Annotated in this window: 25 protein-coding genes; 8 read left to right on the forward strand and 17 right to left on the reverse strand. The window is 64.6% G+C overall.

Going from position 1 to position 26,363, the window contains the following annotated elements; all coding sequences use genetic code 11:
- Positions 1-97 precede the first annotated feature (97 nt).
- Positions 98-2,098 carry a diguanylate cyclase domain-containing protein gene (locus HWE04_RS09355; RefSeq protein WP_241812246.1) on the reverse strand — a complete coding sequence of 667 codons (2,001 nt, stop codon included), beginning with the start codon at positions 2,096-2,098 and terminating at the stop codon, positions 98-100.
- A gap of 70 nt (positions 2,099-2,168) precedes the next feature.
- Here HWE04_RS09355 and HWE04_RS09360 point away from each other — a divergent pair, with 70 nt between their 5' ends.
- Positions 2,169-2,456, forward strand: a complete 288-nt coding sequence (locus HWE04_RS09360) for a hypothetical protein (RefSeq protein ID WP_241812218.1) — start codon at positions 2,169-2,171, stop codon at positions 2,454-2,456.
- A 96-nt stretch (positions 2,457-2,552) separates the two neighbouring features.
- Here HWE04_RS09360 and HWE04_RS09365 read toward each other — a convergent pair whose 3' ends face one another.
- From HWE04_RS09365 to HWE04_RS09385, 5 genes are all read right to left on the reverse strand, one after another.
- Positions 2,553-4,136, reverse strand: a complete 1,584-nt coding sequence (locus HWE04_RS09365; RefSeq protein WP_241812219.1) for a gamma-glutamyltransferase family protein — start codon at positions 4,134-4,136, stop codon at positions 2,553-2,555.
- A gap of 71 nt (positions 4,137-4,207) precedes the next feature.
- Complete coding sequence (gene hpxZ / locus HWE04_RS09370) at positions 4,208-4,621, reverse strand: oxalurate catabolism protein HpxZ (RefSeq protein WP_241812220.1); 414 nt, start codon at positions 4,619-4,621, stop codon at positions 4,208-4,210.
- Positions 4,622-4,639: 18 nt separating this feature from the next.
- Entirely contained in the window at positions 4,640-7,246 is a 2,607-nt protein-coding gene (locus HWE04_RS09375) for a branched-chain amino acid ABC transporter ATP-binding protein/permease (RefSeq protein ID WP_241812221.1), read from the reverse strand.
- Positions 7,243-8,121: a branched-chain amino acid ABC transporter permease gene (locus tag HWE04_RS09380; protein WP_077235445.1), complete on the reverse strand. Its 879-nt coding sequence runs from the start codon at positions 8,119-8,121 to the stop codon at positions 7,243-7,245. Before HWE04_RS09380 ends, HWE04_RS09375 begins: the two co-directional genes overlap by 4 nt.
- Before the next feature lie 68 nt (positions 8,122-8,189).
- Positions 8,190-9,374 carry an ABC transporter substrate-binding protein gene (locus HWE04_RS09385; RefSeq protein ID WP_077235444.1) on the reverse strand — a complete coding sequence of 395 codons (1,185 nt, stop codon included), beginning with the start codon at positions 9,372-9,374 and terminating at the stop codon, positions 8,190-8,192.
- A 211-nt stretch (positions 9,375-9,585) separates the two neighbouring features.
- On the opposite strand from HWE04_RS09385, the gene HWE04_RS09390 reads away from it, so the two are divergent.
- Genes HWE04_RS09390 through HWE04_RS09405 form a run of 4 tightly spaced genes read left to right on the forward strand, consistent with a single transcriptional unit; the run spans position 9,586 to position 13,146 of the window.
- A complete protein-coding gene (locus HWE04_RS09390; protein WP_241812247.1) occupies positions 9,586-10,017 on the forward strand; it encodes a nuclear transport factor 2 family protein in 432 nt (143 codons plus the stop codon).
- A gap of 10 nt (positions 10,018-10,027) precedes the next feature.
- Complete coding sequence (locus HWE04_RS09395) at positions 10,028-10,996, forward strand: polysaccharide deacetylase family protein (RefSeq protein WP_006462037.1); 969 nt, start codon at positions 10,028-10,030, stop codon at positions 10,994-10,996.
- 27 nt (positions 10,997-11,023) lie between these two features.
- Positions 11,024-12,283 carry an amidase gene (locus HWE04_RS09400; protein WP_241812222.1) on the forward strand — a complete coding sequence of 420 codons (1,260 nt, stop codon included), beginning with the start codon at positions 11,024-11,026 and terminating at the stop codon, positions 12,281-12,283.
- 32 nt (positions 12,284-12,315) lie between these two features.
- Positions 12,316-13,146, forward strand: coding sequence for a GntR family transcriptional regulator (locus HWE04_RS09405; protein WP_241812223.1), 831 nt, complete (start codon positions 12,316-12,318; stop codon positions 13,144-13,146).
- 77 nt (positions 13,147-13,223) lie between these two features.
- Here the strand turns inward: HWE04_RS09405 and HWE04_RS09410 are convergent, their stop codons facing one another.
- From HWE04_RS09410 to HWE04_RS09425, 4 genes are all read right to left on the reverse strand, one after another.
- Positions 13,224-14,234, reverse strand: coding sequence for an LLM class flavin-dependent oxidoreductase (locus HWE04_RS09410; RefSeq protein WP_077235440.1), 1,011 nt, complete (start codon positions 14,232-14,234; stop codon positions 13,224-13,226).
- 91 nt (positions 14,235-14,325) lie between these two features.
- Positions 14,326-15,354, reverse strand: coding sequence for an NADP-dependent oxidoreductase (locus HWE04_RS09415; protein WP_241812224.1), 1,029 nt, complete (start codon positions 15,352-15,354; stop codon positions 14,326-14,328).
- A gap of 65 nt (positions 15,355-15,419) precedes the next feature.
- A complete protein-coding gene (locus HWE04_RS09420) occupies positions 15,420-16,019 on the reverse strand; it encodes a TetR/AcrR family transcriptional regulator (RefSeq protein WP_241812225.1) in 600 nt (199 codons plus the stop codon).
- Between the two features lie 67 nt (positions 16,020-16,086).
- The gene (locus HWE04_RS09425) at positions 16,087-17,340 is read right to left on the reverse strand and encodes an MFS transporter (RefSeq protein WP_241812226.1); all 1,254 of its coding nucleotides are present in this window, start codon (positions 17,338-17,340) and stop codon (positions 16,087-16,089) included.
- A gap of 101 nt (positions 17,341-17,441) precedes the next feature.
- On the opposite strand from HWE04_RS09425, the gene HWE04_RS09430 reads away from it, so the two are divergent.
- On the forward strand, positions 17,442-18,434 hold the full coding sequence (locus tag HWE04_RS09430; protein WP_006462030.1) for a GlxA family transcriptional regulator: 993 nt from the start codon (positions 17,442-17,444) through the stop codon (positions 18,432-18,434).
- Here HWE04_RS09430 and HWE04_RS09435 read toward each other — a convergent pair.
- Positions 18,406-19,569: a metallophosphoesterase gene (locus tag HWE04_RS09435; RefSeq protein WP_241812227.1), complete on the reverse strand. Its 1,164-nt coding sequence runs from the start codon at positions 19,567-19,569 to the stop codon at positions 18,406-18,408. The genes HWE04_RS09430 and HWE04_RS09435 overlap by 29 nt on opposite strands.
- Before the next feature lie 316 nt (positions 19,570-19,885).
- Here HWE04_RS09435 and HWE04_RS09440 point away from each other — a divergent pair, with 316 nt between their 5' ends.
- Positions 19,886-20,428, forward strand: a complete 543-nt coding sequence (locus HWE04_RS09440; RefSeq protein ID WP_006462028.1) for a hypothetical protein — start codon at positions 19,886-19,888, stop codon at positions 20,426-20,428.
- A gap of 99 nt (positions 20,429-20,527) precedes the next feature.
- Here HWE04_RS09440 and ppk2 read toward each other — a convergent pair whose 3' ends face one another.
- Entirely contained in the window at positions 20,528-21,439 is a 912-nt protein-coding gene (gene ppk2, locus HWE04_RS09445) for a polyphosphate kinase 2 (RefSeq protein WP_102662171.1), read from the reverse strand.
- Positions 21,440-21,672: 233 nt separating this feature from the next.
- Between ppk2 and HWE04_RS09450 the strand changes: the two genes are divergently transcribed.
- A complete protein-coding gene (locus HWE04_RS09450) occupies positions 21,673-22,617 on the forward strand; it encodes a LysR substrate-binding domain-containing protein (RefSeq protein WP_006462026.1) in 945 nt (314 codons plus the stop codon).
- Here the strand turns inward: HWE04_RS09450 and HWE04_RS09455 are convergent.
- From HWE04_RS09455 to ugpA, 5 genes are all read right to left on the reverse strand, one after another.
- Positions 22,614-22,973, reverse strand: coding sequence for a HepT-like ribonuclease domain-containing protein (locus HWE04_RS09455; protein WP_241812228.1), 360 nt, complete (start codon positions 22,971-22,973; stop codon positions 22,614-22,616). The two genes, HWE04_RS09450 and HWE04_RS09455, sit on opposite strands and share 4 nt — an antisense overlap.
- A complete protein-coding gene (locus HWE04_RS09460; protein ID WP_241812229.1) occupies positions 22,970-23,260 on the reverse strand; it encodes a nucleotidyltransferase family protein in 291 nt (96 codons plus the stop codon). The genes HWE04_RS09455 and HWE04_RS09460 overlap by 4 nt, the downstream gene beginning before the upstream one ends.
- Positions 23,261-23,346: 86 nt before the next feature.
- Entirely contained in the window at positions 23,347-24,441 is a 1,095-nt protein-coding gene (locus HWE04_RS09465) for a sn-glycerol-3-phosphate import ATP-binding protein UgpC (protein ID WP_241812230.1), read from the reverse strand.
- A 40-nt stretch (positions 24,442-24,481) separates the two neighbouring features.
- The gene (gene ugpE / locus HWE04_RS09470) at positions 24,482-25,333 is read right to left on the reverse strand and encodes a sn-glycerol-3-phosphate ABC transporter permease UgpE (RefSeq protein WP_077235433.1); all 852 of its coding nucleotides are present in this window, start codon (positions 25,331-25,333) and stop codon (positions 24,482-24,484) included.
- 52 nt (positions 25,334-25,385) lie between these two features.
- Positions 25,386-26,270 carry a sn-glycerol-3-phosphate ABC transporter permease UgpA gene (ugpA, locus tag HWE04_RS09475; protein ID WP_006462021.1) on the reverse strand — a complete coding sequence of 295 codons (885 nt, stop codon included), beginning with the start codon at positions 26,268-26,270 and terminating at the stop codon, positions 25,386-25,388.
- Between the last annotated feature and the right edge of the window lie 93 nt (positions 26,271-26,363).

The following is a 26,363-nucleotide window of genomic DNA, read 5'->3' on the forward strand; positions in this document are numbered from 1 at the left end:
GCCGGCAAGGTGATGACGTGCGGGCGGAGCGAGGTAGGGCCGGGCGAGAAGAGGTGACTTGCAGGAGAAAACAATAGCGGCCGGCAGCGCCGGCCGATCAGACGTCGGACACCTTGCCCAGTTCGACGCGGTTCTTGCCCAGGCGCTTGGCGGCGTACATGGCCTTGTCGGCCATGGCCAGGAGTTCTTCGGGGCCGACTTCGCCGTCCAGGTCGGGATGATAGACCGCCACCCCGATACTGCTGGAGATGTTGACCGTGGAGTGGGTCAGCTGGAAGGGTTCGCGGATGGTATGGAGGACCTTCTCGGCCACCATCAGGGCGTCTTCCTGGGATTGCAGGTTTTCCAGGATCACCACGAACTCGTCACCGGCCAGGCGCGCCACGGTATCGACGTCGCGCACCGATTGTTGCAGACGCCGCGCAAACTCGACCAGCAGTTCATCGCCGGCTTCGTGACCATAGCGGTCGTTGATGCCCTTGAAGCCATCCAGGTCCATGAAGAACAACGCCAGCAGCTGGTGGGCGCGGCGCGCGCGCATCATGCCCTCGGGCAGGCGGTCGCTGAAGGCGCGGCGATTGGGCAGGCTGGTCAGTACGTCGGTGAGGGCCAGCTCGCGCATCTGGTCGCGGAAGGCCAGCCGTTCGGTGATGTCGTGCAGGAAGGCGATGAACAGGTGGCCGCTCTGGCGCTTGACATGCCCGACCGTGATCTCGATGGGCAATTCATGTCCATCGTGATGCAGGGCCTGCAGTTCGATGCGGTTGTTGATGACCACGCTGGTGCCATCTTCGAAGAACTTCTCCATGCCGCGATTGTGGGCGGCGCGCATGTCGGGCGGGATGATCAGTTCGGCCATGTCGCGCCCCATGGCCTGGTCACGTGGCCAGCCCAGCAGCAGTTCGGCCTGACGGTTCCATTCGACCACCCGACCGTGTTCGTCGGCGGCAATGAAGGCGTCCTGGGCGTTTTCCAGGATGGCGCGCAGTTCGGCGGCACTTTCTTCCAGCTGGATCTGGTTGGCCTGTTGCTGGTCCAGCGCCTGCTGCAGGGCGGTGGCGGTCTCGTGCAGGCGGCTGGTGCGCTCGGCGACGCGATGCTCCAGGCTTTCATTGAGGGAGCGCACTTCGCGCAGATAGCTTTCTTCGCGCGCCACCATGTTGACCAGGGTGGAGGACAGCAGATGGATTTCGCGATAGCTGTCCACCCGCGGGATGGAGACGTCGGAGCGACCGGCGGCGCGTTGCTCCAGCGCTGCCGAGAGTGCGTTGATGGGCGCCACCAGGCGTCGCGTGAGCACATAGGCCAGGATCACCAGCACGGCCCCGGAGAGCGTGCCTACCACGATCACGCGTCGTTCCAGATCGCGGAAGGCGGCCAGCGCCACCGACTCGGGCTGGCGCACCAGCACGCTCCAGTTCAGTTTCATGCCGCCCTGCTGGCCGGTACGGGCGTAACCGGTGACATAACGCAGACCGTCGGGCCAGGTCTCCAGCAGCGAGCCGCCGGTACGCGAGGCGCGCGCGGCACGCAGGCTGGCGGTATCGATCTTGGTTTCTTCGAGATTGCGCGGACCGAGGATGACGGTGTCGTCATCGCGCACGATGATCACGTCGACGTCATAGCGGTTGCCGGTGGGGTCGAGCAGCTTGGCGGCGATATCGCGGGCCCAGCTCCAGGACAGGTGCATGCCCAGCACCCCCACCAGATGGCCATTTGCATCCTGCACGGGTGCGGAGAGGTCGACGAAACGCCAGGGATCGGACTGCGGCTGCAGCTTCTTGCTCAGGAGGAGTGCGGGATGGTAGTCGCCCGCGTATTCGCTTTTCCGGCCTTCCTGAAACCAGGGGCGCTCGGCCACGCTGACACCTTCAAGCAAGCCATTGGTGGCCGCCAGCACGGCGCCATCGGGTTGCGCCAGGCCGATCCAGGCATAGTGCGGCACATTGGACTGCAGTTCGTTGAGCACCCGGCGCACGCGCGCCACGTCGGTCGCGGCGCGGATGGACGGGCGTTGCAACAGCAGGCGCAGATCGATTTCGCGTTCACTCATGCCGCGCTCGAGCGCGTCCTGCATCTGCCAGGCCAGCTGCTTCATGCGTGTTTCGGACTCCGAACGCGCGTAGCCGCGCGTGAACTGATCCACCAGAATCAGCACTGACACGGTCGTGATGAGCACGGTTATAACCACCCCCAGCGTAATCAGCGACGACAGATTCGGCGGAGATGGGGCGTTTTTCTTGTTCAATTCAGACAAAATGCTGCGATACGACTGGATGCATGACGGCTCCCCTGTGAACCGCTTGGGTATTTCGGCATCTTGCCAGAACAACTATGGTTTTTCATCGCATTTCCCGAAAAACTTCGAGAAAATTTTTACGCAGGAAAATACTCACCAATACTCCGCAGCGCTTCTCCCTCAAAGCGACATGACTGCAGGCAAAAGCGCGCAATAGACAGCATTTCCCGACAGGCGGGAAATGCAAAAAGACAACGGATGGCGACGATCTGTGAGGATCGCGGCCATCCGTCGTGGGGTGGGGAATGGAGATTTACAGGCCGGCACACACGCCATCGGCGCGGGGATCGGTGGCGCCTTCGATGACGCCATCCGGATGCACGCAGACGGCGCCGGCGTGTCCCATCATGTCGGTGTATTCCTCCACCACCTGCACTTCGTGACCTGCCTGGCGCAGGGCGTCGATGGTGGCGGCTGGTACCCGGCCTTCGACCTTCAGGTTGGTGGAGACATCGCCCCAGGTCCGTCCCAGCAGCCAGCGCGGTGCGCTGACGGCGGCCTGCAGGTTCTGGCCGAAGAGCACGTGACGGGTGAATACGGCGGCCTGGGTCTGCGGCTGCCCTTCCCCACCCATGGTGCCGTAGGCCAGGGTACGGCCATCCTCCAGACGCGCCAGCGAGGGATTGAGGGTATGGAACGGCAGCTTGCCGGGTTGCAGCTGGTTGGCGCCATCGTCCAGGGTGAAGCTGGCGCCACGGTTCTGCCAGACGATGCCGGTATCGGCCGGCACCACGCCGCTGCCGAATTCCCAGAAGATGCTCTGGATGTAGCTGACCACGCGGCCCTGCGCATCGGCCGCGCCCATCCAGATGGTGTCGCCGGGCTTGGCCGGATGCGGCCATGGCGCGGCCTGCTGCAGGTGGATCTGGCGGGCTTCCTGGTCCAGTGCCTCGGCCAGCAGCCAGTGCGCCGCATCCACGCTCATGTGGGCCGGGTCCGTGACATGCCGGTTACGCAGGATGAAAGCACGCTTGGTCGCTTCCACCAGGCCGTGGATATGGGCGAAGCCGTCGGCCTCGGTGATCCCCAGCCGGTCGAACAGGCCGATGATCATCAGCGCGGAAACGCCCTGCGTCGGCGGCGGCAGGTTGTAGACGCGGCCTGAGCGCAATTGCACCATCAACGGCTGCACGATCTGGGCGCGGAAGGCTTCCAGATCGGCACGACGCACCGGGCTGCCGGCCGCTTCCAGGCCCGCAGCCAGGGTGGCGGCGAGGTCGCCGCGATAGAAGTCGTCCAGCCCGGCTTCGGCCAGGCGCGACAGGCTGGCGGCCAGGGCTGGCTGTTTCAGCACCGTGCCCTGGGCCGGAATGCCGGCCGCGGCATAGGTGGCGGCGAAGCCAGGCTGGTCCTTGAGTTCGGCCCACTTGTCGCGGGTGAGTTCATGTTGCGAACGGGTGATGGGGACCCCGGCCTGTGCGTGACGGATGGCGTCGGCCAAGAGCACCGGCAGCGGCAGAGCGCGGCCGAAGCGTTGCGCGTAATCGAGCGCGGCCGACCAGCCGCCCACGGCGCCGGCCACCGTCAGGGCCGCATGCGCGCCACGGGTGGGTACCGCGCTGTAGCCATGCCCGGCATAGAACGCCTTGGTCGCCAGACCCGCCGACGGTCCGCAGGCGCGGATGGCCACCGGCTCGCGACCGGGCTCGCTGATCAGCCAGAAGCCATCGCCGCCGATGCCGTTCATGTGCGGATAGACTACCGCGATGGCGGCCGCCGCAGCCACCATGGCTTCGACCGCATTGCCGCCTTCGCGCAGGATCTGCGCGCCGGCTTGGGCGGCCAGGTGATGAGGGGCGGTGACCATACCGCCCAGACAGGTCTTGCTATACAACATGGCTGACTCCTGAGGTTTTTATATTGGATGGGAAGGCAATGCGGCGATGATAACCGGGGACGGCGCAGCGTTCAGGCCGGTGTCGTTTTCGGTGCATCCATCCAGGAAACATGCGCGGCGACGATGCGCCAGCCCTGCGGCAGGCGCAGCCAGGTATGGCTCTGGCGGCCGGTGCGCGTTTCCCCCTCGCGGGTGAACTCGGTATTGGCGATGGCATAGTCCTGACCGTAGGTGGTGATGACGGTCTGGCGCAGGGTGCGCATCAGGTTCTTCGGCGAGCGCCCCTGGCGAAAGGCGCGGATGGCCTCGGTCCCGACCAGGTTCTCGGTGGCGCCGTAGCGTACGGTATGCGGTCCATCGAGGAAGAGTTCATCCAGCACTTCGACCTGGTTGGTGGTCAGGGCCACTTCATAACGCTGGAAGGCATGACGCACTTCGGCCACCACCTCCGGCAGGTTGATCTCGAACGGTTGTGTCGATTCCATGCTGATTCCTCTGTGTCCTCAGTGGGCGCCCAGATAGGCCTTGGCCAGGGCATCATTGGCGGCGATCTCGGCGGCCGTGCCCTGCGCCACCACGCGCCCGCCTTCGATCACGTAGGCGCGGTCGGCCAGCGACAGCGCCAGGGCCGCCATCTGGTCTACTAGCACGATGGTCATGTTTTCGCGGCGCAACTGGTCCAGTGCCGCGAACAGTTCGGCGATTACCTTCGGCGCCAGTCCCAGCGATGGTTCATCCAGCAGCAGCACACGCGGACGCGACATCAGGCCACGGGCGATGGCCAGCATCTGCTGCTCGCCGCCAGAGAGCAGGCCGGCGCGATGATGCAGGCGCTCACGCAGGCGCGGGAAACGCCCCAGCATCTCCTCTACCCGCGCGTCCACATCCTGCGGATAGAGGAAGGCACCGAGGCGGATATTGTCCAGCACCGACAGTTCAGGGAACACCTGCCGTCCCTCCGGCACCAGTACCACGCCATGGCGCACGATCTGCTCGGCGCGCAGATGCATCAGGTTCACGCCACCGGCGTGGATGCCGCCTTCTACCGGACGATGCAGGCCGGCCAGTGCGCGCATCAGGGTGGACTTGCCGGCACCATTGGCGCCCAGCAGCGCAATCATCTCGCCCTGCCTGACCTGCAGGTTGATGCCATGCAGAACCGGTTCGGCGCCATAGCCTGTGACCAGCTCGCCGACGCCCAGCAATTCGCTGGCTCCGGCCACTGCAGCGCGGGCCGCCGCCATCGGCTGCTGGCCGCCCTCGCCCAGGTAGGCCTTGCGCACGGCGGGGTCGTTCTGTATTTCCTGCGGGCTGCCGATGGCCAGGCGCTGGCCGGCGTCCAGGACCACGATGCGGCGCGAGATCTGCATCACCAGTTCCATATCGTGCTCGACCACCACCACGCTGATGCCGGCCTCGGCGATGCGGGTCAGCAGTTGCGCCAGCAGTGTCTTGTCTTCGCGCGACAGGCCGGCAGCCGGTTCATCGAGCAACAGCACGTCGGGATCGGCGGCCAGCGCCCGGGCGATTTCCACCAGTCGGCGATCGACGTGGGCCAGGTCGGCGCTGGGAATGTCGAGTGCGCCGCGATAGCCGCAGAAGTCCAGCAGGCGGCGGCTGCGCTCGCGCACCGCGCCGGCCAGGAAGCCACGCGAAGACAGCAGGCCGCCCAGGCGACCACGGCCGCAGGCCAGCGCCACGTTGTCGGCCACCGACAGGCTGCCGAACAGTTGCGAAGTCTGGTAGGTACGGGCCACGCCATGACGGGCGATGCGGAAGGCCGGCAGGCTGGCCAGTTCGGTATCGCCCAGCACGAAGCGACCGGCGCTGGGGCGATAGAAGCCGGAGAGCATGTTCAGCGCCGTGGTCTTGCCGGCGCCGTTGGGGCCGATCAGGCTGGTGACGGCGGCACCGGGCACCTCGAAGCCGAGATCGCTGACGGCACGCACGCCGCCGAAGACCATGGTGAGTCCGTCCGCGGACAAAGTGCGGCGCGTCCTTGACGGCAGCGCCGGCTGGGCAATGTCATCGTCCGGCGTAGCGATTACGGAAGGTGTGAAGACGGCTGGCTTGCGCAGGCGCGCAGCGAGCTTGCCCAGCAGTCCCGTCACGCCATCCGGGGCGACCCACAGTACCAGCAGCAGCAAGGCACCGAAGAACAGGAGACGATAGTCTTCCAGGCTGGACAGCAGTTCCGGCAGCGCACCCACGATCACGGCACCGATCACCGGGCCAAGGATGGAACCGGAGCCACCCAGCACCACCACCAGTACGAAGAGGATGGACTGCATGAAGCTGAAGGTGTCCGGCGTGACGAAGGTGGACAGCGGCGCGAAGAGCCCACCCGCCAGGCCGGCCAGTGCAGCCGACACCGCGAAGGCGACGGTCTTGATCACCAGCGGATTGAGACCGATGGATTCGGCCGCCGTCTCGCTGTCGCGCACGGCGCGCATGGCTGCGCCCCAGCTGCCGCGCGAGAGCCAGCAGTAGGCGGCCAGTACCACCGCCGCCGTTATCAGACCCAGCACGGCAATCGCGCGCTCGGTCTGCAAACCCATGAAGGACGGTGCGGCCAGACCCATGATGCCGTTCTGGCCACCGGTGAGGTCGCGCAGTTCGATGATGGCGTGCTGGATGATGAAGCTGAAGGCAATCGTGATCATGGCCAGGTAAGGCCCTTTCACGCGCAGCGCCGGCAGCGCCAGCAGCATGCCCAGCGCGCCCGCAACCACCGCTGCCAGTGGCCAGGCCAGCCAGAACGACAGCCCGGCCTTGGTGGTGAGGATGGCTACCGTATAGGCACCCACTGCATAGAAGCCGACATGGCCGAAGGAGACCTGTCCGGTCAGACCGATCAGGACGTTCAGACCGATGCCGACGATGGCCACCAGCGCAATACCGGCCAGCACGAAGACGTAGTAGCTGTTGATCGAGAGCGCCAGCGTGATGGCGGCGATCAGGCCCAGCGCAGAAAACATCAGTGCGGCGGGCGTACCCAATCCGAGCTTGATGTTGGATGAGGAGGAAGGCTCGGCCGATGCTGCCGATGCTGGCGACGTGGAGCCCGTAGCCTGCGGACTGCGGGCAATGGAAGGGGGCAGACGATTCATACCTTTTTCACCTGTGCGCGGCCGAACAGGCCATTGGGACGGATGGCCAGCACCACGATCACCAAAGCGAAGGTGATGATCTGGGTGTAACCGGAACCGAGGGTGGCCGTGATGAGTGCCTCGGCCATGCCGAACAGCAGGCCGGCGATCATCACACCCCAGGCGCTGGTGATGCCACCGAGGATGGCCACCGCGAAGGCCTTCAGGCCGAACAGCGTACCCATGTCGGCATTGACGTTGAACAGCGGCGCAATCAGCACCCCGGCCACGCCGGCCAGCAGGGTCGAAAGCGCGAAGGCGACCGCAATCGCACGGGTGATGGGAATACCCATCAGGCGCGCCGCATCGCGGTTCTGCACCACCGCCAGCAGGGCCGTCCCCCAGCGGGTGCGACGCGAGACGGTATGCAGCAAGGCGGCCAGCGCCAGGCCAATGGCCGGGATCAGCAGGTGCAGGGGGTACACACCCAGGCCCATGCCGCCCAGTTCGATGGACGACAGCGCCAGCGGCGAAGGCAGGCTGCGCGGTTCCTTGCCGAAGGTATGCATGACCAGGTTATCGAGCACGATACCCAGCGCCACGGTGGACATCAGCCAGGCATTGGAGCCCTGGCGCGCGAAGGGGCGCACCGCCAGTATCTCCACCAGCAATCCGTAGAGCGCACAGGCTGCCAGGGCCAGCAGGATGGCCAGCCACATCGGCCAGCCCAGGGTCTGGGCGAAGGTGAAGCACAGCACGGCGCCCAGCATCATGGAGCTGCCCTGTGCAAAATTGACGGTGCCGGAAACGGCATACGTCATGTAGAAACCAAGCGCCATCAGACCGTACATGCTCCCCAGTCCGAATCCGCTGATCAGTGCCGACAACAGCAACATCGTGTTCTCCTGGCGCCACCCGTGGCCCTGCACGGACGAAAGGTGGCGCGTTTCTTTCCAAGTTTGCGTTACTGGCTAAGGCCGACCGGCAGAATGCGGTTGTCGATGAACTGCGCCCAGACATAGTCGTCGGCCTGCAGGGCGTCATGCACACCGGGGCTGAACGGCTTGACGTAGGTCTTGATCAGGCCTTCGTAGCGATCGATCTTGTAGAAGCCCTCGCGCACTGCATCGCCATTGGTGGAACCTGCCTTGGCGATGGCCAGCGCGGCCAGCTGCATGCCGTCATAGGCATTGGCCACGCCGACGGCGGGAGTGATGTCGTCCGGCCCCTTGATGGCGGGATACTTGGCCTTGAGCTCGGCAACCACCTTCTCGCCCACCGGGGAGAGCTTGCCGAAGAAGCTGAAGGTCTGGATGAAGTGGACGTTTTTGGCGTTCGGTCCGGCCAGTTCGGTGAAGCGGCCGCCGGCCGGTCCCCAGTGCGACACCACCGGCACCTTCCAGCCCATGCGATCAAGCGACTTTACCACCTGCGCCGAGGGACCGACGTTGCCCACCAGGTACAGGGTATCGGCACCGGCGGCCTTGAGGCGGCTCAGTTGCGGTACCACATCGACATCGCTGGCTTCGAACTTCTCGATGCCGGCGGGCTTCATGCCCTTCTCGGCCAGTGCGGCGACGATGCCCTTCTCGTTGGACTCGCCCCAGGGATTGTTGACCAGGATCAGGCCGGCCTTGCTGCTCTTGAAGGTCTTTTGCGCATAGTTGAGCATGGCCTTGTCCACCAGCTCATCCACGGCCGAGACGCGGAAGGCGTAGTTAGGATTGGCGCCGTTCTTGGTCACACCGGTGCCCGCTGCCCAGGGACCGACGAAGGGGACTTTTTCCTGGTTGATGATGGGAACGATGGCCATCGACACCGGCGTATCGAGGCCGCCGAAGAGTACCGCCACCTTTTCCTTGAAGATCAGTTCGCGCGCCGCCACCACGCCCTTGGCGGGGTTGCCTTCGTCATCGCGGCGCACCAGTTCCAGCTTGCGGCCACCGAGCAGGCCGCCCTTGGCGTTGATCTCGTCGATGGCAATGCTCATGCCGCGGGTCAAGGCTTCGCCGGCCTGTGCGGACTGGCCCGACAGGGCGGTGACCAGACCGATCTTGATGGTGTCGGCGGCCAGCGCCAGCGGCGACAGTGCGGTGGCGACGGTGGCTGCTGCAGCGGCGATCAGGGTACGGCGCGTGAAACGGATCATGTGAATCCCTCCAGTAGGTTCCAGTAATTGAGTGAGTGCTCTGCCCGGCATGACTTATGCAAGGGCTATGCCAAGCAGCACCGTATCGCTTAATTATTGCCGACAATATTTATCTAATAGTCGCAGCATTTATTAGAGATTATTGCCACCGATAACCTATTTGAATTGCAGTCAATAACGCACAGATATTGTGCAGACCCTGGAGAAAATGATGCACGCCGCACCATCATCAAGCAGCCCCCTGACCTACGATCCTGCCGCGCTGGTAGATGAATACCTGCGTGTGCTGATGATTCCCGATCCGGTGGCGGCGCGCCGTTTCGTTTCGCCGGAGCTGAAAATCCGCTTTACCGGCGGGCGCGAGATGATCGATCCTGCACAATGCGCGGCCTTCAATGCCGGACGCTACGGCTGGGTCAAGAAGCGTTTCGAAGCGACCGAAGTGGTGACCGGTGCCACGCCGGAACAGGCCATCGTCTACAACCGCGGCACGCTGTACGGCGTCTGGCCCGATGGCGAGGCCTTCGAAGGCAACCGTTACGTCGACCGCTACGTGGTGCGCCACGGGCTGATCGTACAGATGGACGTGTGGAACGACAGCGCCGAACGCATGCTGGTGCGCGCCGGTCTGGCCGAACTCTGAGGGAGGACGCATGCAGACCACCATCCTGCCACCAGGCGCCGACGCTGCGCTGGGACAAGACGCCGGCCGCGATACCTATGGCGCCCTGCCCTCGCATGGCCGCTTCGGCTATTCGGCCATCCATCGCCGGCCGCACTATCGCTGGCCCAATGGCGCCCGACTGGCGGTCTACCTGGGCTTCAACATCGAGCACTTTGCCTTCGGCGAGGGCTTGGGGGCCAAGCTGGGACCGGTGTGCCCCGAACCGGATGTGCTCAACTACGCCTGGCGGGAATACGGCAACCGGGTCGGCGCCTGGCGTTGTCTCGAACTCTTCGAGCAACTGGGCTTGCCGGCCGGGGTGTTGATCAATACCGCACTTTACGATCACTGCCCCGAGCTGGTGGCGGCCTTTGTGGCGCGAGGGGATGAGTTGATCGGTCACGGCCACACCAACGCCCATCAGCAAGGCAGGCTGGACGAAGCGGCAGAAGCGGCGCTGCTGCGTCACTGCCGGGAGCGCATCGGTGCCGAGAGCGGGGTGGCCCCCACCGGCTGGCTCTCGCCCTGGATTTCGGAGAGCCTGGTCACGCCGGACCTGCTGCAGGAAACGGGATATCGCTACACCCTCAACTGGGCGCATGACGACCAGCCCGTACACATGCTCACGCGCAGCGGGGAGACGCTGTGGTCGATTCCCTATCCGCAGGAGTTGAACGACATTCCCATGATCGTGGCACGCCAGATGGACGGGCGCGATTTCGCCCGCATGATCGTGGACAACTTCGACGAGATGCTGGAGCAGTCGGTACAGCAACCGCTGGTGATGGGGATCGCCCTGCACCCCTATCTGGTGGGCCAGCCCTATCGTCTGCGCCATCTGCGCAGCGCCCTGCAACACCTGGCGGCCGCCCGCGACCGGGGAGAGATCTGGTTCACTACCCCCGGTGCCATCTGCGACCACGTCGCATCGCTGGAACAATTGCGCCAGCCTTTCTGAGGCCGGCATCCGTTTCTGGAGAATGAGTTGAATACTGCTTCAGGCATTGCCCCTGTCATCACCAACACCAACACCAACGCCACCACCACCTTCGACATCGATGACCACGTCGGCGCCTTCGTTGCGCATGGACGTTTCACCCTCGCCGGCACCGCCAGCGGTCCGCTGGCCGGGCTGCGCTTCGCGGCCAAGGACCTGTTCGACGTGGCCGGCCAGCCCACCGGCGCCGGCAATCCCGACTGGCTGCGCACACACCCCATCCCCCGGCGCAGCAATGCACTGGTCGATCAATTGCTGCAGGCCGGTGCCACGCTGGTCGGCAAGACCCTGACCGATGAGCTGGCCTACAGCATCCACGGTGACAACCACCACTACGGCACGCCGATCAACAGTGCCGCGCCGGAGCGGGTGCCGGGTGGCTCTTCCAGCGGTTCGGCGGCGGCCGTGGCAGCACGCTTGTGCGACTTCGCACTGGGCACCGATACTGGCGGCTCGACCCGGGTGCCGGCCAGCTATTGCGGCGTGTGGGGCTTGCGCACCAGCTTCGGCCTGCTGTCCACGGCCAGCATGGCGCCGCTGTGCCCCAGCTTCGACACTGCCACCTGGCTGGCGCACGACCCCGAGGTCTTCGAGCGCGTCGGCCGGACACTGCTGCCGGGAACCGCCGATACACCGCTGCGCAAGGTGCTGCTGCCGTTCGACATGCTGGAACTGGCCGATCCCGAATTCCACCCGGTCCTGCACCGGGTCTATGAGGGCCTGCGCAGCACCATGCCGGGCGAACACATGCGCCTGTCGGGCGCGGAGGGAGAGCTGGAAAGGTGGCGCCAGGCCTACGTCAGTGCCTCGGCCTACGACGCCTGGCAATGCCATGGTGACTGGATCAGCCAGACCCGGCCGCTGTTCGGCCCTGCCGTGCAGGCACGCTGGGACATGGCGCGTGAGACCAGCGCCGAGACCGCCCGCGCCGCGCGGGAGAAACAGGACCTGGTACGTCATCGGGTGCGCACCTTGCTGGGAGCCGACGGGGTGGCGGTGATTCCCTCCGCATCCAGCGTGGCGCCGCTGCGCGATGCCAGCGCGGCCGAGATCGATCAGGTGCGCGCACGCACCTTCCGGCTGACCTGTGTGGCTGGACTGGCGGGTCTGCCGCAGGTGAGCCTGCCCTTTACCAGCCCCGCCGGGCTGCCGATCGGCGTATCATTGCTGGGCCCGGCGGGCAGCGACCTGGCCCTGATCGGGCTGGCGACCCGCATCTGGCGCACGCTGCAAGGCGGCGCCGGCTGAGTTCCGGGCGCGAACCACCACTCGACAAGACGATGAGCGACACCTCTCCCCGCAAGACTGCCAAGCCCTCTTCCCGTACCCGCAAGCCTCCGGAGGTGAGCCCGGCACCGGCCCGACCGAGCCGCGCCGGCCGCCCCCGCGTGCGGCACGACGCGCTCACCGATGCCCCGGCACTGGTACTGGACGGCGAAGTGGGCGAGGACATCATCGCCCGCATCTACCAGACCGTTTTCGACAGCGTGATGAGCCAGCGCCTGACGCCGGGGACCAAGCTGCCGGAGGCGGCCCTGTGCGAGCTGTTCGGCGTGGGACGCACGGTGGTGCAGAAGGCCTTGCAGAAACTGGCACATGAACACATCGTGGAGTTGCGGCCCAATCGCGGGGCGGTGGTGGCCATGCCGACGCCGGAAGAGACACGCGAAATCTTCCAGGCGCGACGTGCACTGGAAGGCGCCATCATGCGCCTGGCGGTGCAGAACGCCACCCGCGCCGACCTGGCCAAGCTGCGCCGGCAGCTGAAGGAAGAACACGAGGTCATGCACAGCTATGCGCAGACGCACTGGGCGCGGCTGGCGTCGTCCTTCCACATGCGGGTGGCCGAACTGTCGCGCAATGCCACGTTGCAACGCTACCTGAGCGAGCTGGTGTCACGCTGCTCGCTGATCGTGGCGCTGCATGAGCCGGCCGGCTATGCGGCCTGCGAGCATGACGAACACACCCATATCGTGGACCTGATCGAACGGGGCGATGCCGAGGGCGCGGTGGCGGCCATGGAAGCCCATCTGCTGTCGCTGGAAGAACATATCCACCTGGTCAGCGAGAAGAGCGGCAATAGTCTGGCGCGGATGCTGGGGATGGAATAAGCCTTCGATTGAAGACGAGAAAAAAAGGCGGCAGGGACCACGTCCCTGCCGCCTTTTTCCGTGGTGTTAGCGCTGGACTAGATCGTCACATTTTCCTGCAGGGCCGCACGGGCCTCGGCAGCAATCTCGAAGGAATGCAGACGCGCCGCATGATCGAAGATCTGCGCGGTGATGATCAGCTCATCGGGCGCATGTTCGTCGATGAAGGCCTGCAGGCCTTCCTGCACGGTGTCGCGGTCACCCACCACGGCACAGGCCAGCGAGCGCTCGACGTGCGCTTGCTCGCCCGGCTGCCAGAGCGCGTCGATGTCATCCACCGGCGGTCGCAACTGGCCGGGCGTGCCACGGATCAGGTTCAGGAATTGCTGCTGCAGCGAGGTGAACAGGCGCTCGGCTTCGCGCTGGGTATCGGCGGCGAAGACGTTCAGGGCCAGCATCACATAGGGTTTCTTGAGCGTGGCCGAGGGCTTGAAGCGCTCGCGATAGATCTGGATCGCCGACTTCATGAAGCCGGGGGCGAAGTGCGAGGCGAAGGCAAACGGCAAACCCAGTTCGGCCGCCAGCTGGGCGCTGAACATGCTGGAACCGAGCAACCAGATCGGTACCTTGAGACCGGCACCGGGGACGGCGCGCAGGGACTGGTAGTCAGACGGGTCGTCGAAATATTCCTGCAGTTCCTGCACGTCCTGCGGGAAGTTGTCGGCGGTATCCCCGCCCATGTGGCGGCGCAGGGCGCGCGCGGTGCGCTGGTCGGAACCGGGAGCGCGACCCAGGCCCAGGTCGATGCGACCGGGATAGAGTGATTCCAGGGTGCCGAACTGTTCGGCGATGACCAGCGGCGAGTGGTTGGGCAGCATGATGCCGCCGGAGCCGACGCGGATGCTGCGGGTATGGGCGGCGACATGCGAGATCACCAGCGCAGTGGCGGCGCTGGCGATGCCGGGCATGTTGTGGTGCTCGGCCAGCCAGTAGCGCTTGTAGCCCAACGCTTCGGCACGCTGCGCCAGTTCCTTGCTGTTGTTGAAGGCCTGGGCTGCGTTGCTGCCCTGGTTGATCGGGGATAGATCAAGAACGGAAAACGGAATCATGAATGGATCCTTGTAGGGGCAGCGGGATCGCCGCCGCACCGGTTGCCGGGGCGTGGCCCCGGGATGAGCAGATGCGCCAGGGAACGGCGCCTCAATCCAGCTTGACCACCAGCTTGCCGAAGTTCTTGCCCTGCAGCAGGCCCATGAAGGCCTCCGGCGCATTCTCCAGGCCTTGCACCACGTCTTCGCGGTAGTGCAGCTTGCCTTCCTTGAGCCAGGTGCCGACTTCCTTCTGGAAGGCGGCATACAGGTCGGGCCGGTTGACGTAGTAATCGAAGATGATGAAGCCCTGCACGCGGATGCGCTGGGTCAGCACGCGACGCAGGAAGGCGGCACTCTCGGTGGCCAGGGTAGCGCCGTTGTAGTGGGCGATCAGGCCGCACACCGGCACGCGGGCGTGGATGTTGAGCAGCGGGAAGACGGCGTCCAGCACGGCGCCGCCGACGTTTTCGAAATACACATCGATGCCACGCGGGCAGGCGGCCTTCAGCTGCTGCGCGAAGTCGGCGGCGCGGTGGTCGATGCAGGCGTCAAAACCCAGTTCCTTGACTGCCGATTCACATTTCTGCGCACCGCCGGCGATACCGACCACGTGACAGCCGCGCTGCTTGGCGATCTGCCCCACCAGCGAGCCGACGGCACCGGTGGCGGCCGCCACCACGACGGTTTCACCTGCACGCGGCTGGCCGATATCGATCAGGCCGGCATAGGCGGTGTAACCCGGCATGCCCAGCACACCCAGTGCATGCGAGGGATGGGCGAAATCGGCGGGCAGCTTGTTGACGCCGCTACCGTCGGAGATGGCGTACTCCTGCCAGCCGGTATAGGCCATCACGCGCTCACCTTCCTTGAAATCGGGGTGACGGGAGGCCACCACGCTGGACACGACGCCGCCGGTCATGACGCCATCGATGTCCACCGGTGGTGCGTAGGAAGGGGCATCGCTCATGCGGCCACGCATGTAGGGGTCCAGCGACAGCCATTCGCCGCGCAACAGGATCTGCCCTTCCTGCAGTTCGGGGATGGCGACTTCTTCCAGGCGGAAGTTGTCGGGGCCGGGGGCACCGGTCGGACGCGAGGCGAGGACGATGCGGCGGTTGGTCTTGGCAGTCTGGGTCATGGGTATTCCTTTCAGTGTTCTGTTCAATGCGGGCGAGATCAAGATGTGCGTGTTGCACCATTGCGCTATTGCGGCGGCACCAGTACGCGACGGGTCACCAGCATGGCGGCTTCCATCGGTCTGCGGTCGCGGCTGAGCTTGGTCAGCAGGCTGGCACCCAGCCATTGCTGATAGAGCATGGTGGCCGTGGCCAGCGGTTCCAGCACGGTGTGCAAGGACCCTTCGGCGATACCTTCTTCGATGCAGGTGGCAATGCGTTCGATAAAGCGCTGCGTGCCGGCGTGCAGGACCTGACGCATATCTTCGGAAAGATCGGCCACCTCGGCCGAAAGCTTGACCACTAGGCAACGTTGCTCCACTTCCTGGCAGCACTGGCTTTCCAGCCAGTAGCCCCAGTAGGTCAGCAGACGCTCCCGGGCGCTGCTGTCATGGCTGGATTGACCGAGGACCTGTTCCAGCCGGTCCAGGTAACCGGCCACATAGTGCTCGATCAGTTCGCGGCCGTATTGTTCCTTGGAACCGAAGTAGTGATAGAAGGAACCCTTGGGGATGTCGGCAGCGGCCAGGATTTCCGACAGACCGACGCCGGAGAAGCCTTTCTGCGCAATGATTGCGCGGCCGGCCAGGAGGATGTTGCGTTTGTTTTCGCCATAGTTTTCTCGCATGGCGACCATTCTAACGAAAAATTAGACCGGTCGTCTAAGACCAGTCTTTTTCGCTGATTCAGGCGGCTCACGCGGGCGACGAAGGGGGCGGCGGGAACAGGAACCACACCAGCAGCGCCACCCCTGCCGTACCCAGCCACACTGCCGGCCAGCCCTGCCACTGCAGTAGCAGCGGCACGGCCTGGGCGCAGAGGAAGAAGACCAGGAACACGCAACTGTTGCCCAGCCCCAGGGCGGTGCCGACCTGGGCCGGACCGGCCACCACGGCCAGTTCGGTATAGGCCACGCCGTGCCAGGCCGATACCACCACGCCTGCCACCACCAGCACCAGGGCGAGCCAGAACAAGGACGTCGACATGGCATGGGAAGCGAGTCCGCCCAGCAGGGCGAACAGCGCGGCGCTGGCCAGCGCACAGGTCCGCAGATAGGCGCGCCGGCGGCCACGGCGATCGGTCCAGCGGCCACTGGCAATGCGGGCCAGCGCCGCCCCCACCTGCACCAGGGTCAGCAGCACGCTGATCGCCAGCAGGCCAGCCTGACCGGCCTCGTGCAGGAAGATTCCGCCAAAGCTGATCAGCGCCACCTGCGGCGCGCACAGCAGGCCGATGCCCAGGGCCAGCCGCCATACCAGCAGACGACGCAGTGCGGGCGCGGCTGGTGTGGTCGATGCGATCACATGCGGCATGACCGGCGGTTCGCGCAGCCACAGCAGGACCAGGGCGACACTGCCCAGGCAAGCCGCCATCAATGCGCCATAGACCGCGCCAAAGCCGGCATGGGCCGCCAGCGACGGCAGCACCAGTGCACCCGCGCCGCCACCCAGTGGCACGGCCGTCTGGCGGATGCTCATGGCCAGACCGCGCTCACCGTCAGCAAACCAGCCCATGATGGCGCGGCCGCTGGCGCCATTGACACTGCCGCCCAGCAGGCCGGCCAGCATCAGGCCGCCGCACAGCCAGCCATAGGCCGCAGTGCCGTGACCGGGCAAGGCATTCAGGATCAACAGGCCGAGCGCGACGCTGCAGCCCAGCAGGCCCGCGAGCAGCACCTTGCGGTCGCCCAGGCGATCGGTCAGCAGACCCCAGGGTAATTCGCCCAATGCCACGCCCAGGCTCAACAGGCCCAGCACCCAGCCCAGTTGCGCATTGCTGAGCTGGTAATCGCTGCGCAGCACCAGCGAGGTCACGGGAATGCCGGAAAACACGGCGGCGAAGCTGGCATTGGCCGCCACTCCTGCGGCCAATACCTTCCAGCGATGCGGGGAGGCCGCCTGGAGCGCGGTGACCGGGGACGAAGATGGAACGGCAGGAAGGGTTTTCATGATGGCTGGCACGGGTGGAGATGCGCTGCAGTGTGCCGTGCACGGCCATGGCTTGAATGTCATAATTCCGGCACTTCAGGCCATTTGAGGTTTTTTGCACCATGTCCCCGCGTGATACCGCCTTCCTGATCTTCGCCGATTGCAGCATGCTCGACTTCACCGGCCCCCTGTCGGCCTTCGATGCGGCCAACCGGGTGGCGGGTCGCTCGCTGTATCGGCTCACGCTCCATTCCGAGGCGGGCGGACTGATCCGCAGTTCGGCCGGGGCCATGATCCAGACCGAACGCATCGGCCGCACCAGCTTCGATACGCTGGTGGTGGCGGGCGGTGGCGCCCCTCGCGAAGGCCTGGTGTCGCCCGAACTGCGGCGCTACATCGTGCGGGCGGCAGCGCGCTCGCGACGCATCGCCGGCGTCTGCACCGGGGCCTTCGTGCTGGCGGCGGCGGGCGTGCTGGATGGCAAGCGGGCCACCACGCACTGGCGCATGGCGGCCAAGCTGCAACAGATGCATCCGCAGGTGATGGTGGACAGCGACCGCATCTATTCGCGGGATGGCAGTGTGTGGACCTCGGCCGGCATTTCGGCCGGGATCGACCTGGCACTGGCGCTCATCGAGGACGATCACGGAGCCGAACTGGCGCGTTCGGTGGCACGCGAGCTGGTGGTGTATTACCGCCGGCCGGGCGGCCAGTCGCAGTTCTCGGCGCTGCAGGAAATCGATGGCGGTTCCGAGCGCATCCGGCGCGCCCTGGCCTATGCCCGCGAACATCTGCAGCACGAGTTGACGGTGGATGTGCTGGCCGAGGTGGCCTGCCTGAGCCGCCGCCAGTTCGACCGCAGCTTCGCGGCCGAGACCGGCCAGACGCCGGCACGCGCCATCGAGCAGATGCGGGCCGAGGCAGCGCGGCTACGTATCGAACAATCGCAGGACACCCTGGAGAGCATCGCCCGCGCTACCGGGTTCGGCGACGCGGACCGCATGCGCCGGGTCTGCCTGCGCCTGTTCGGTCAGCCACCGCAGGCCATGCGGCGGCTGGCACGGCAGGAAGACGCCGGGTCGGAGCTCAGCGCGCCGTCAGGCGTACCCGGGTGATCTCGGAGGGCGCCAGCAGGCGCTTGGGCGGGCCCCAGTAGCCGGTACCCCGGCTGACGTAGATCCACAGGCCCTGCAGGCGCTTGAGGCCGGCCACGTAGGGCTGTTGCAGCGGGACGAAGAAATTCCACGGGAAGAACTGGCCGCCATGGGTGTGGCCCGACAGCTGCAGGTCGTAGCCCGCTGCGGCGGCAGCCGTGGCGCTGCGCGGCTGGTGCGCCAGCAGGATGCGTGGATGATGGGCGGGCGCATCGGCGATGGCCGCCTGCGGATCGCTGCGGTGAGCCGGATCGAAGTGATGGGCGGTGTAGTCGGTGACCCCGGCCAGGACCAGCCCGGCATCCTCGTGGCGCAGTACCACGTGTTCGTTCATCAGCACGGTCACGCCCAGGCGACGCACCTCGTCTATCCATTCATGGGCATTGGAGTAGTACTCGTGATTGCCGGTGACGAAGTAGGCGCCGTGACGGGCACGCAATTGCGCCAGCGGCGCGGTGTGCGGTGCCAGCTGGCGCACGCTGCCATCGACCAGATCGCCGGTGATGGCCACCACGTCCGGCTGCAAGGCGTTGACCTTGTCCACGATGGCCTGCAGGTAAGGCGCCTTGATGGTGGGGCCGACATGGATGTCGCTGATCTGGACGATGGTGAAGCCCTCCAACGCGGGCGGCAGGTTGGCGATGGGCACATCGACCTCGACCACGGCAGCGGTGCGGCGTGCATTGAGATAGCCGATGACCGTGGCCGCGGCGGTCAGGGCCAGCACCAGCCAGGCGGTCAGTTCCACCATCTCCTGCCGCTGGATGGGAGACAGCGAGGCCGCCAGCCAGGGCAGCAGCGCCAGCGCGATGGCGCGCAGCAAGGTCAGCAGCAGGGCCGAGGAAAACGCCCCCATGGCCAGCATCCCGGCCCAGGCCAGACGGTCGGACCAGGCTTCGGAAAGCCCGCGCCGCTTCAGGTAGGGCGCCGCGAGGGCCACTGGCATGAGCAGGAAGGACAGTGTCAGCACCGCCGTGCCCAGCGCTATCCAGCCGGGGTGGATACTCAGGGCAGGCAGCAATTGCCAGCCTATCCAGGCATGCAGGGCGGCCAGCAGGCCGAGGATGATGAAGACGGAGCTGATGCTACGGCGCATGAGGGGCCTTTGGGAGAGAAAGCAGGGGCGGCATTTCTTGCCAGAAAGAAAATAGATGGCGGTGGGAGACATGCTTTTCAAGCAATTTCTGCGAAAAGCTGCATAAATTCTTTGGAAAACTACCCAAAATCCAGTTGATCTGGCATTCGACTGAAGAAAAAGTCAGCTTCGGTCATGCAAGAAGACGTGTGGAGGAGGATAATATTGCTTTCATCCCCCCGTTTTTAATTCGCGCGACCTTGGTGGCTTCGGCCACATCGATGCCAGACACACGACGTCGACCGGAGGCCGCGCCTGCATCATTGGAAGAGTTATTTTGAGTTCAAGCAAAACCAAACGCTGGCATGGCAACGTCGAGGCGATCAAGGCCGAATTCCTCAACGGCGTGATCACCCAGATGACCTCCTACGGCGACCGTGTCCATTTCAGCATGTTCGGTTCGGTGCAAAAGCCCCACTACGAAGTGATCAACAGCTTCGACAAGAAGATGGCCTTCGATGGCAATCACCACCTGCACCGCGCCGAGGAAACCGAATTCGGTCCCGGCAACGTCACTCCCATCTTCACGCTGGACCAGATCAAGCGCATCGTCGCCACCGGCGGCAGCGGTACCCGCAGCACTCCGCGCGCAGCCCGTGCGGCGTCGGCCCGCAGTGCGGCCGGCAGTGCTCGTCCGACCACCGCCGCGGCCCGCGCCCGGGAAGCGGTGGATGGCGAAAAGTACGCCTACTTCAAGGCCAACCGCCACATGCTGCCCGACGAAATCAACCAGCATTCCGATGAGATCAGCAAGCTGATGCTTAACGGCATGTCGGCTGAACAGGCGTTTGGCGAAGTCATTTCCAAGTACTTCGACTAAACCGGGCAAGCCCCGCTCTGGCCACGCGCCGGCAGCACCAATGACAATGGCCGGAGACATCGTCTCCGGCCATTTTTCATGCGGGGTCCCGGGCAGGGATCAATAGTATTCCGGCACGATCATCGAATCCGGCACCGGGTGGCGCTCGTAGTCCTCGTGGCGCTCGCGCTCGGGCAGCTGGATCGGCGCATGCGGCACTTCGGCATAGGGCATCTGCTGCAGCAGGTGCTGGATGCAGTTCAGGCGTGCCTTCTTCTTGTCCACCGCCTGCACCACCCACCACGGTGCTTCCGGAATGTGGGTACGCTCCAGCATCACTTCCTTGGCCTTGGTGTATTCCTCCCAGCGGCGGCGCGATTCCAGGTCCATGGGGCTGAGCTTCCACTGCTTGAGCGGATCATGGATGCGCGAGAGGAAGCGCAGGTGCTGCTCTTCATCGGTGATGGAGAACCAGTACTTGATGACCTGGATGCCGGCACGGGTGAGCATGCGTTCGAACTCAGGCACCGAGCGGAAGAATTCCTCGTACTGCTCGTCGCTGCAGAAGCCCATCACCCGTTCCACGCCGGCACGGTTGTACCAGCTGCGGTCGAACAGCACGATCTCGCCAGCGGCCGGCAGGTGCGAGACATAGCGCTGGAAATACCACTGCGTGCGTTCGCGGTCGTTGGGAGCCGGCAGCGCGGCCACGCGTGCCACGCGGGGGTTCAGGCGCTGGGTGATGCGCTTGATCACGCCACCCTTGCCGGCCGCGTCACGGCCTTCGAATACGATCACCACCTTGTGGCCGGTCTGCACCACCCAGTCCTGCAGCTTGACCAGCTCGCCCTGCAGGCGGAACAGTTCGCGGAAATACAGGCGGCGGTATTCCTTTTCCTCTTCGCCATGGGCGCTGGAGAACTCACCGGTGACCGGGTCCACGGTACGGTCTTCCAGTTCCAGTTCCATTTCTTCGTCGTAGCTGTCGGCCAGTTCGCGGTGGACGCGCTTGACCAGTTCTTCCTTATCCATTGTTTCCTCGTGTGCAAGATAAAGCGGCGAACGCGGCACTCCCCTTCGCCGGAAAAGTGCGTGACAACATACCTGTCCATTGTGACCAAGCCGTGACAGGACGATAACACCGGCACCCAGCCTCGCCAATGCCGCTTCCATCCTGCCCCAGGGGAGGACGGCCCGCCTTGCGCCGGCGCAGGTGGCCCATGCGAAAATACGCTATAGTCCCCAAAACGATTCGGCATAACAGCATGACACTTACAGAACTCAAATACATCGTGGCCGTCGCGCGCGAAAAGCATTTCGGCCATGCAGCAGAAGCTTGTTTCGTCGCCCAGCCCACGCTGTCGGTGGCCATCAAGAAGCTGGAAGACGAACTTGGGGTCGTGATCTTCGAGCGCGGCGGGACCGAGGTCTCGGTCACGCCGCTGGGAGCGCAGATCGTGGCGCAGGCCGAACGCGTACTGGAGCAGACGGCGGCCATCAAGGAGATCGCCAACCAGAACAAGGACCCGCTGTCGGGGCCGCTGCGCCTGGGCATCATCTATACCATCGGCCCCTACCTGCTGCCCTCGCTGGTCAAGACCATGATCGAGCGCGTGCCGCAGATGCCGCTGATCCTGCAGGAGAATTTCACCACCCGCCTGATCGAACTGCTGCGCCAGGGCGAACTCGATGCGGCCATCATGGCCCTGCCCTTCCCCGAGCACGGCCTGAACGTGCTGCCGCTGTACGACGAGGAATTCATGGTCGCCCTGCCGCGTCAGCACAAGTGGGCCGAACGCAAGGAAATCGACGCCCGCGAACTCAAGACAGAAACCATGCTGCTGCTGGGGAATGGCCACTGCTTCCGCGACCAGGTGCTGGAAGTCTGTCCCGAGATGTCGCGCTTCTCCACCAATGGCGACGGCATCGCCCGCACCTTCGAGGGCTCGTCGCTGGAGACGATCCGCCACATGGTGTCGTCCGGCATCGGCGTGACCGTATTGCCGCGCGCCTCCATCCCCGATGCCAACACCCGCGACGGCATGGTGCGCTACGTCCCCTTCGTGGCGCCGGCTCCCTCGCGCCGCGTGGTGATCGCCTGGCGCAAGAGTTTCACCCGGCAGGCCGCCATTGATGCCGTGCATCAGGCGGTGCTGGCGTGCAATCTCAATGGGGTGCAGATGCTGACGGAAGAAACGACGATCAGCTAAGGGCCAACGTCTGCGACCAGCGGTGCAATCTGCGTGTGGAGTAACGGCAGATCACGTTGCACCGTCTTCCAGACGACTTCCATGTCCACCTTGTCGTAGCCGTGCGAGACACGATTTCGCATCGTGTACATGACCAGCCAGGGGATGTGGTCATGTCGTGCGGCGAATTCGGGATCAACCCGCAGAATGTTGTTGGCAGCCTCGCCGATGATTTCGATATTGCGGATGACGGCGTCCTGCACCAGTTCGTTGGCGAGGAACACCAGTTCATCCATTTCTGCCGTGTAGCGGTCGATCCGCTCGATGGCATGCAGGATATGGCCGAGATAGCTCGCCGCCCGCCCGGCCTTTTTCATACCGGAATCGCTTCGGAAAGTATCTGCCTGCGCATTTCCTCGGGCAAGGCCCTGGGGGTCAGCACCTCCACTGACACCCCCAGCAGATGCTGCAATTCCACCTGAATGGCAGCCACGTCCATGAGCGAAGTTTCCGGCGTGGGATCGATCAGGATGTCGAGATCGCTGCCCTCGGTATCCTGGCCGTGCGCAACGGAGCCGAATACCCGGGCATTGAGGGCGCGATGAGACTCGACCACATGGCGAATCGCGACACGGTGGCTGGCCAGGGCTTCAGAAGGCTTCATATCAGGCTTTCCCGGAATCAGGTCCGGGTCATGATAGGGCAAGCCTGCCCATCAGGCAATAACGCACCTGGGCCAGCATGGGCAAGTCAGCCGATGCGACGCGTACTCTGCACATCAAACCAATGCACGTCCGTCGCGCCGAATGACGCACCGATATGCTGACCGGTACTGACCGGCACATTGGCAGGACAGCGCAGCACCAGTGCCTGGCCGCCGCAGCGCGCATGCACCAGCAGCTCGGCCCCCAGCGCCTCCACCAGTTCCACCTCCAGCGAAAGCTGCGCGGCCGAGCCGTCGAGGATGGGCAGCAGGTGCTCCGGACGTACGCCGAGGATGCGTTCCTGGCCCGCGGCAGCGCTTGCCGGCTGCGGCAGGCGGATGGTATCGGCCTCATCACCCTTGCTGACCTCGAAGCCGGTGCCATCCGCGCTGACCCTGCCCTGCAGCAGGTTCATCGGCGGCGAACCGATGAAGCTGGCCACAAAAGTGGTGGCCGGGCGCGCATACACCTCGGCCGGCGTGCCGATCTGCTCGGCCACGCCACGGTTCATGACGATCATGCGCTGGCCCAGGGTCATCGCCTCGACCTGGTCGTGGGTGACATAGAGACTAGTGGTGCGCAGGCTGGCGTGCAGCTTCTGGATTTCCAGGCGCATCTGCACGCGCAGCTTGGCATCCAGGTTGGAGAGCGGCTCGTCGAAGAGGAACACTGCAGGTTTCCTCACGATGGCGCGGCCCATCGCCACGCGCTGGCGCTGGCCGCCGGAGAGTTGGCGCGGCGTGCGCTCCAGCAACGCGCCCAGTTCCAGGATGGCGGCAGCACGCTGCACGCGCTCGTCGATCTCGCTCTTGGACAGGCCCTGGATCTTCAGGCCGTAGGCCATGTTCTGGTACACCGTCATGTGAGGATAGAGCGCATAGTTCTGGAACACCATGGCGATGTCGCGCTCCTTGGGTTCCAGGTCATTGACCACGCGCTCGCCGATGACGATCTGGCCGCTGCTGATGTCTTCCAGACCCGCGACCATGCGCAGCAGCGTCGACTTGCCGCAGCCGGACGGGCCGACCATGACGATGAATTCGCCGTCGGCGATCTCGGCATCGATGCCATGGATCACGTCGATCGCCTTGGGGCCATTGCCGTAGGTCTTGCGGACTTGCTTGAGGTGGATTGCTGCCATGATGGTAAGCGCCGTCAATGGGCGTCGTAAATGATATGAATTATTTCTCGGAATCAACCAGGCCCTTGACGAACCATTTCTGCATCACGACCACCACCAGGCCGGGCGGCAGCATGGCCAGGATCATGGTGGCCATCACGAGGTTCCATTCCACGGCCGAATCGCCGCCGGAAATCAGGGTCTTGATGCCGATGCCGATCGGATACATGCCGGGATCGGTGGCGATGATCAGCGGCCACAGGTACTGGTTCCAGCCATAGATGAACATGATCACGAAGAGCGCGATCACATTGGTGCGCGACAAGGGCCACAGCACATCCTTGAGGAAACGCAAGGGGCCGGCACCATCGATACGCGCCGCCTCGGCCAGTTCGTCCGGCACCGTCAGGAAGAACTGGCGGAACAGGAAGGTCGCCGTGGCCGACGCAATGAGCGGTACGCTCAGGCCGGCATAGCTGTTGAGCATGCCCAGATCGGATACCACCTGGTAAGTCGGCGTGATGCGCACCTCTACCGGCAACATCAGGGTGACGAAGATCATCCAGAAGAACAGGCCTCGACCGGGGAAGCGGAAGTACACGATGGCAAAGGCCGACAGCATGGAAATGGAAATCTTGCCGATGGCGATGATGAGCGCAGTGGCCAGGCTCACCCACAGCATGTGCAGGACCGGCGGCGCCGTGACCTGCCCGGATGCGCCCTTGAACAGCACGGCGCTGTAGTTGTTGAGCAGCTCCCCGCCCGGCACGAGCGACAGCGGCGACAGGGCCGATTGCTCGGCGGTCTGGGTACTGGCCACGAAGGCCACGTAGAGCGGAAAGAACACGATCAGCACCCCCAGCACCAGTACCACATGGCTGAGGAAATCGAGGATGGGGCGACGTTCGATCATGCTGCCACCTCCTGGCGGACAATCTTCATGGTGTTCATGGTGGTGACGGTGTTCATGCGTATTGGACCTTCTTCTCGACGTACTTGAACTGCACCACCGTCAGCAGGATCACCAGCGCCATCAGCACCACCGACTGTGCCGCAGAACTGCCCAGGTCGCCGCCCTTGAAGCCATCGGAAAACACCTTGTAGACCAGGATCTCGGTGTCCTTGCCGGGACCGCCGTGGGTGGTGGCATCGACGATGACGAAGGTATCGAAGAAGGCATAGACCACGTTGACCACGAACAGGAAGAAGGTGGTCGGCGAGATCAGCGGGAAGACGATGGTGAAGAAGCGCTTGACCGGCCCGGCGCCATCGATGGCGGCCGCTTCGATGAGCGACTTCGGAATCGACTGCAGGCCAGCCAGGAAGAACAGGAAGTTATAGCTGATCTGCTTCCAGATGGCGGCGATCACGATCAGGATCATCGCGTGCGTGCCGTTGATCATGTAGTCCCAGGGCAGGCCCAGCCAGCTCAGTACGTGCGAGAGGATGCCCAGCGAGGGACTGAGCAGGAACATCCACAGCACGCCCACCACCACCGGTGAGACCGCATAGGGCCAGATCAGGAAGGTCTTGTAGATCGAGGCGCCGCGCCGCACACGGTCGGCGAAGACTGCCAGCAGCAGCGACACCGCCAGGCCGAAGAAAGCCACCAGCGCCGAGAAGACCGCCGTGGTCCGGAACGATTCGAGGTAGGTCGGATCGCCGAAGAGGGTCTTGAAGTTGTCGAGCCAGACGAATTCGGAATAGCCGCCGAAGGCATCCTGCAACAGCATGGACTGGTACAGCGCCTGCGCGGCGGGCCAGAAAAAGAACAGCAAGGTGATCACGATCTGCGGCGCCACCAGCAGATAGGGCAACCACTTAGAGGTGAATCGCGCGCGTTTTTCCACGATCGTTCCTGCCGGGTTCCCCGGCGTCAAAGAAGTTTGAATGACTGGAAATGGAAACCGGCGATGGGCCCCGTTGCCGGAGCGCCATCGCCG

Source organism: Herbaspirillum sp. C7C2 (assembly GCF_022627865.1).
GTDB classification, from domain to species: Bacteria; Pseudomonadota; Gammaproteobacteria; order Burkholderiales; family Burkholderiaceae_D; genus Herbaspirillum; species Herbaspirillum frisingense.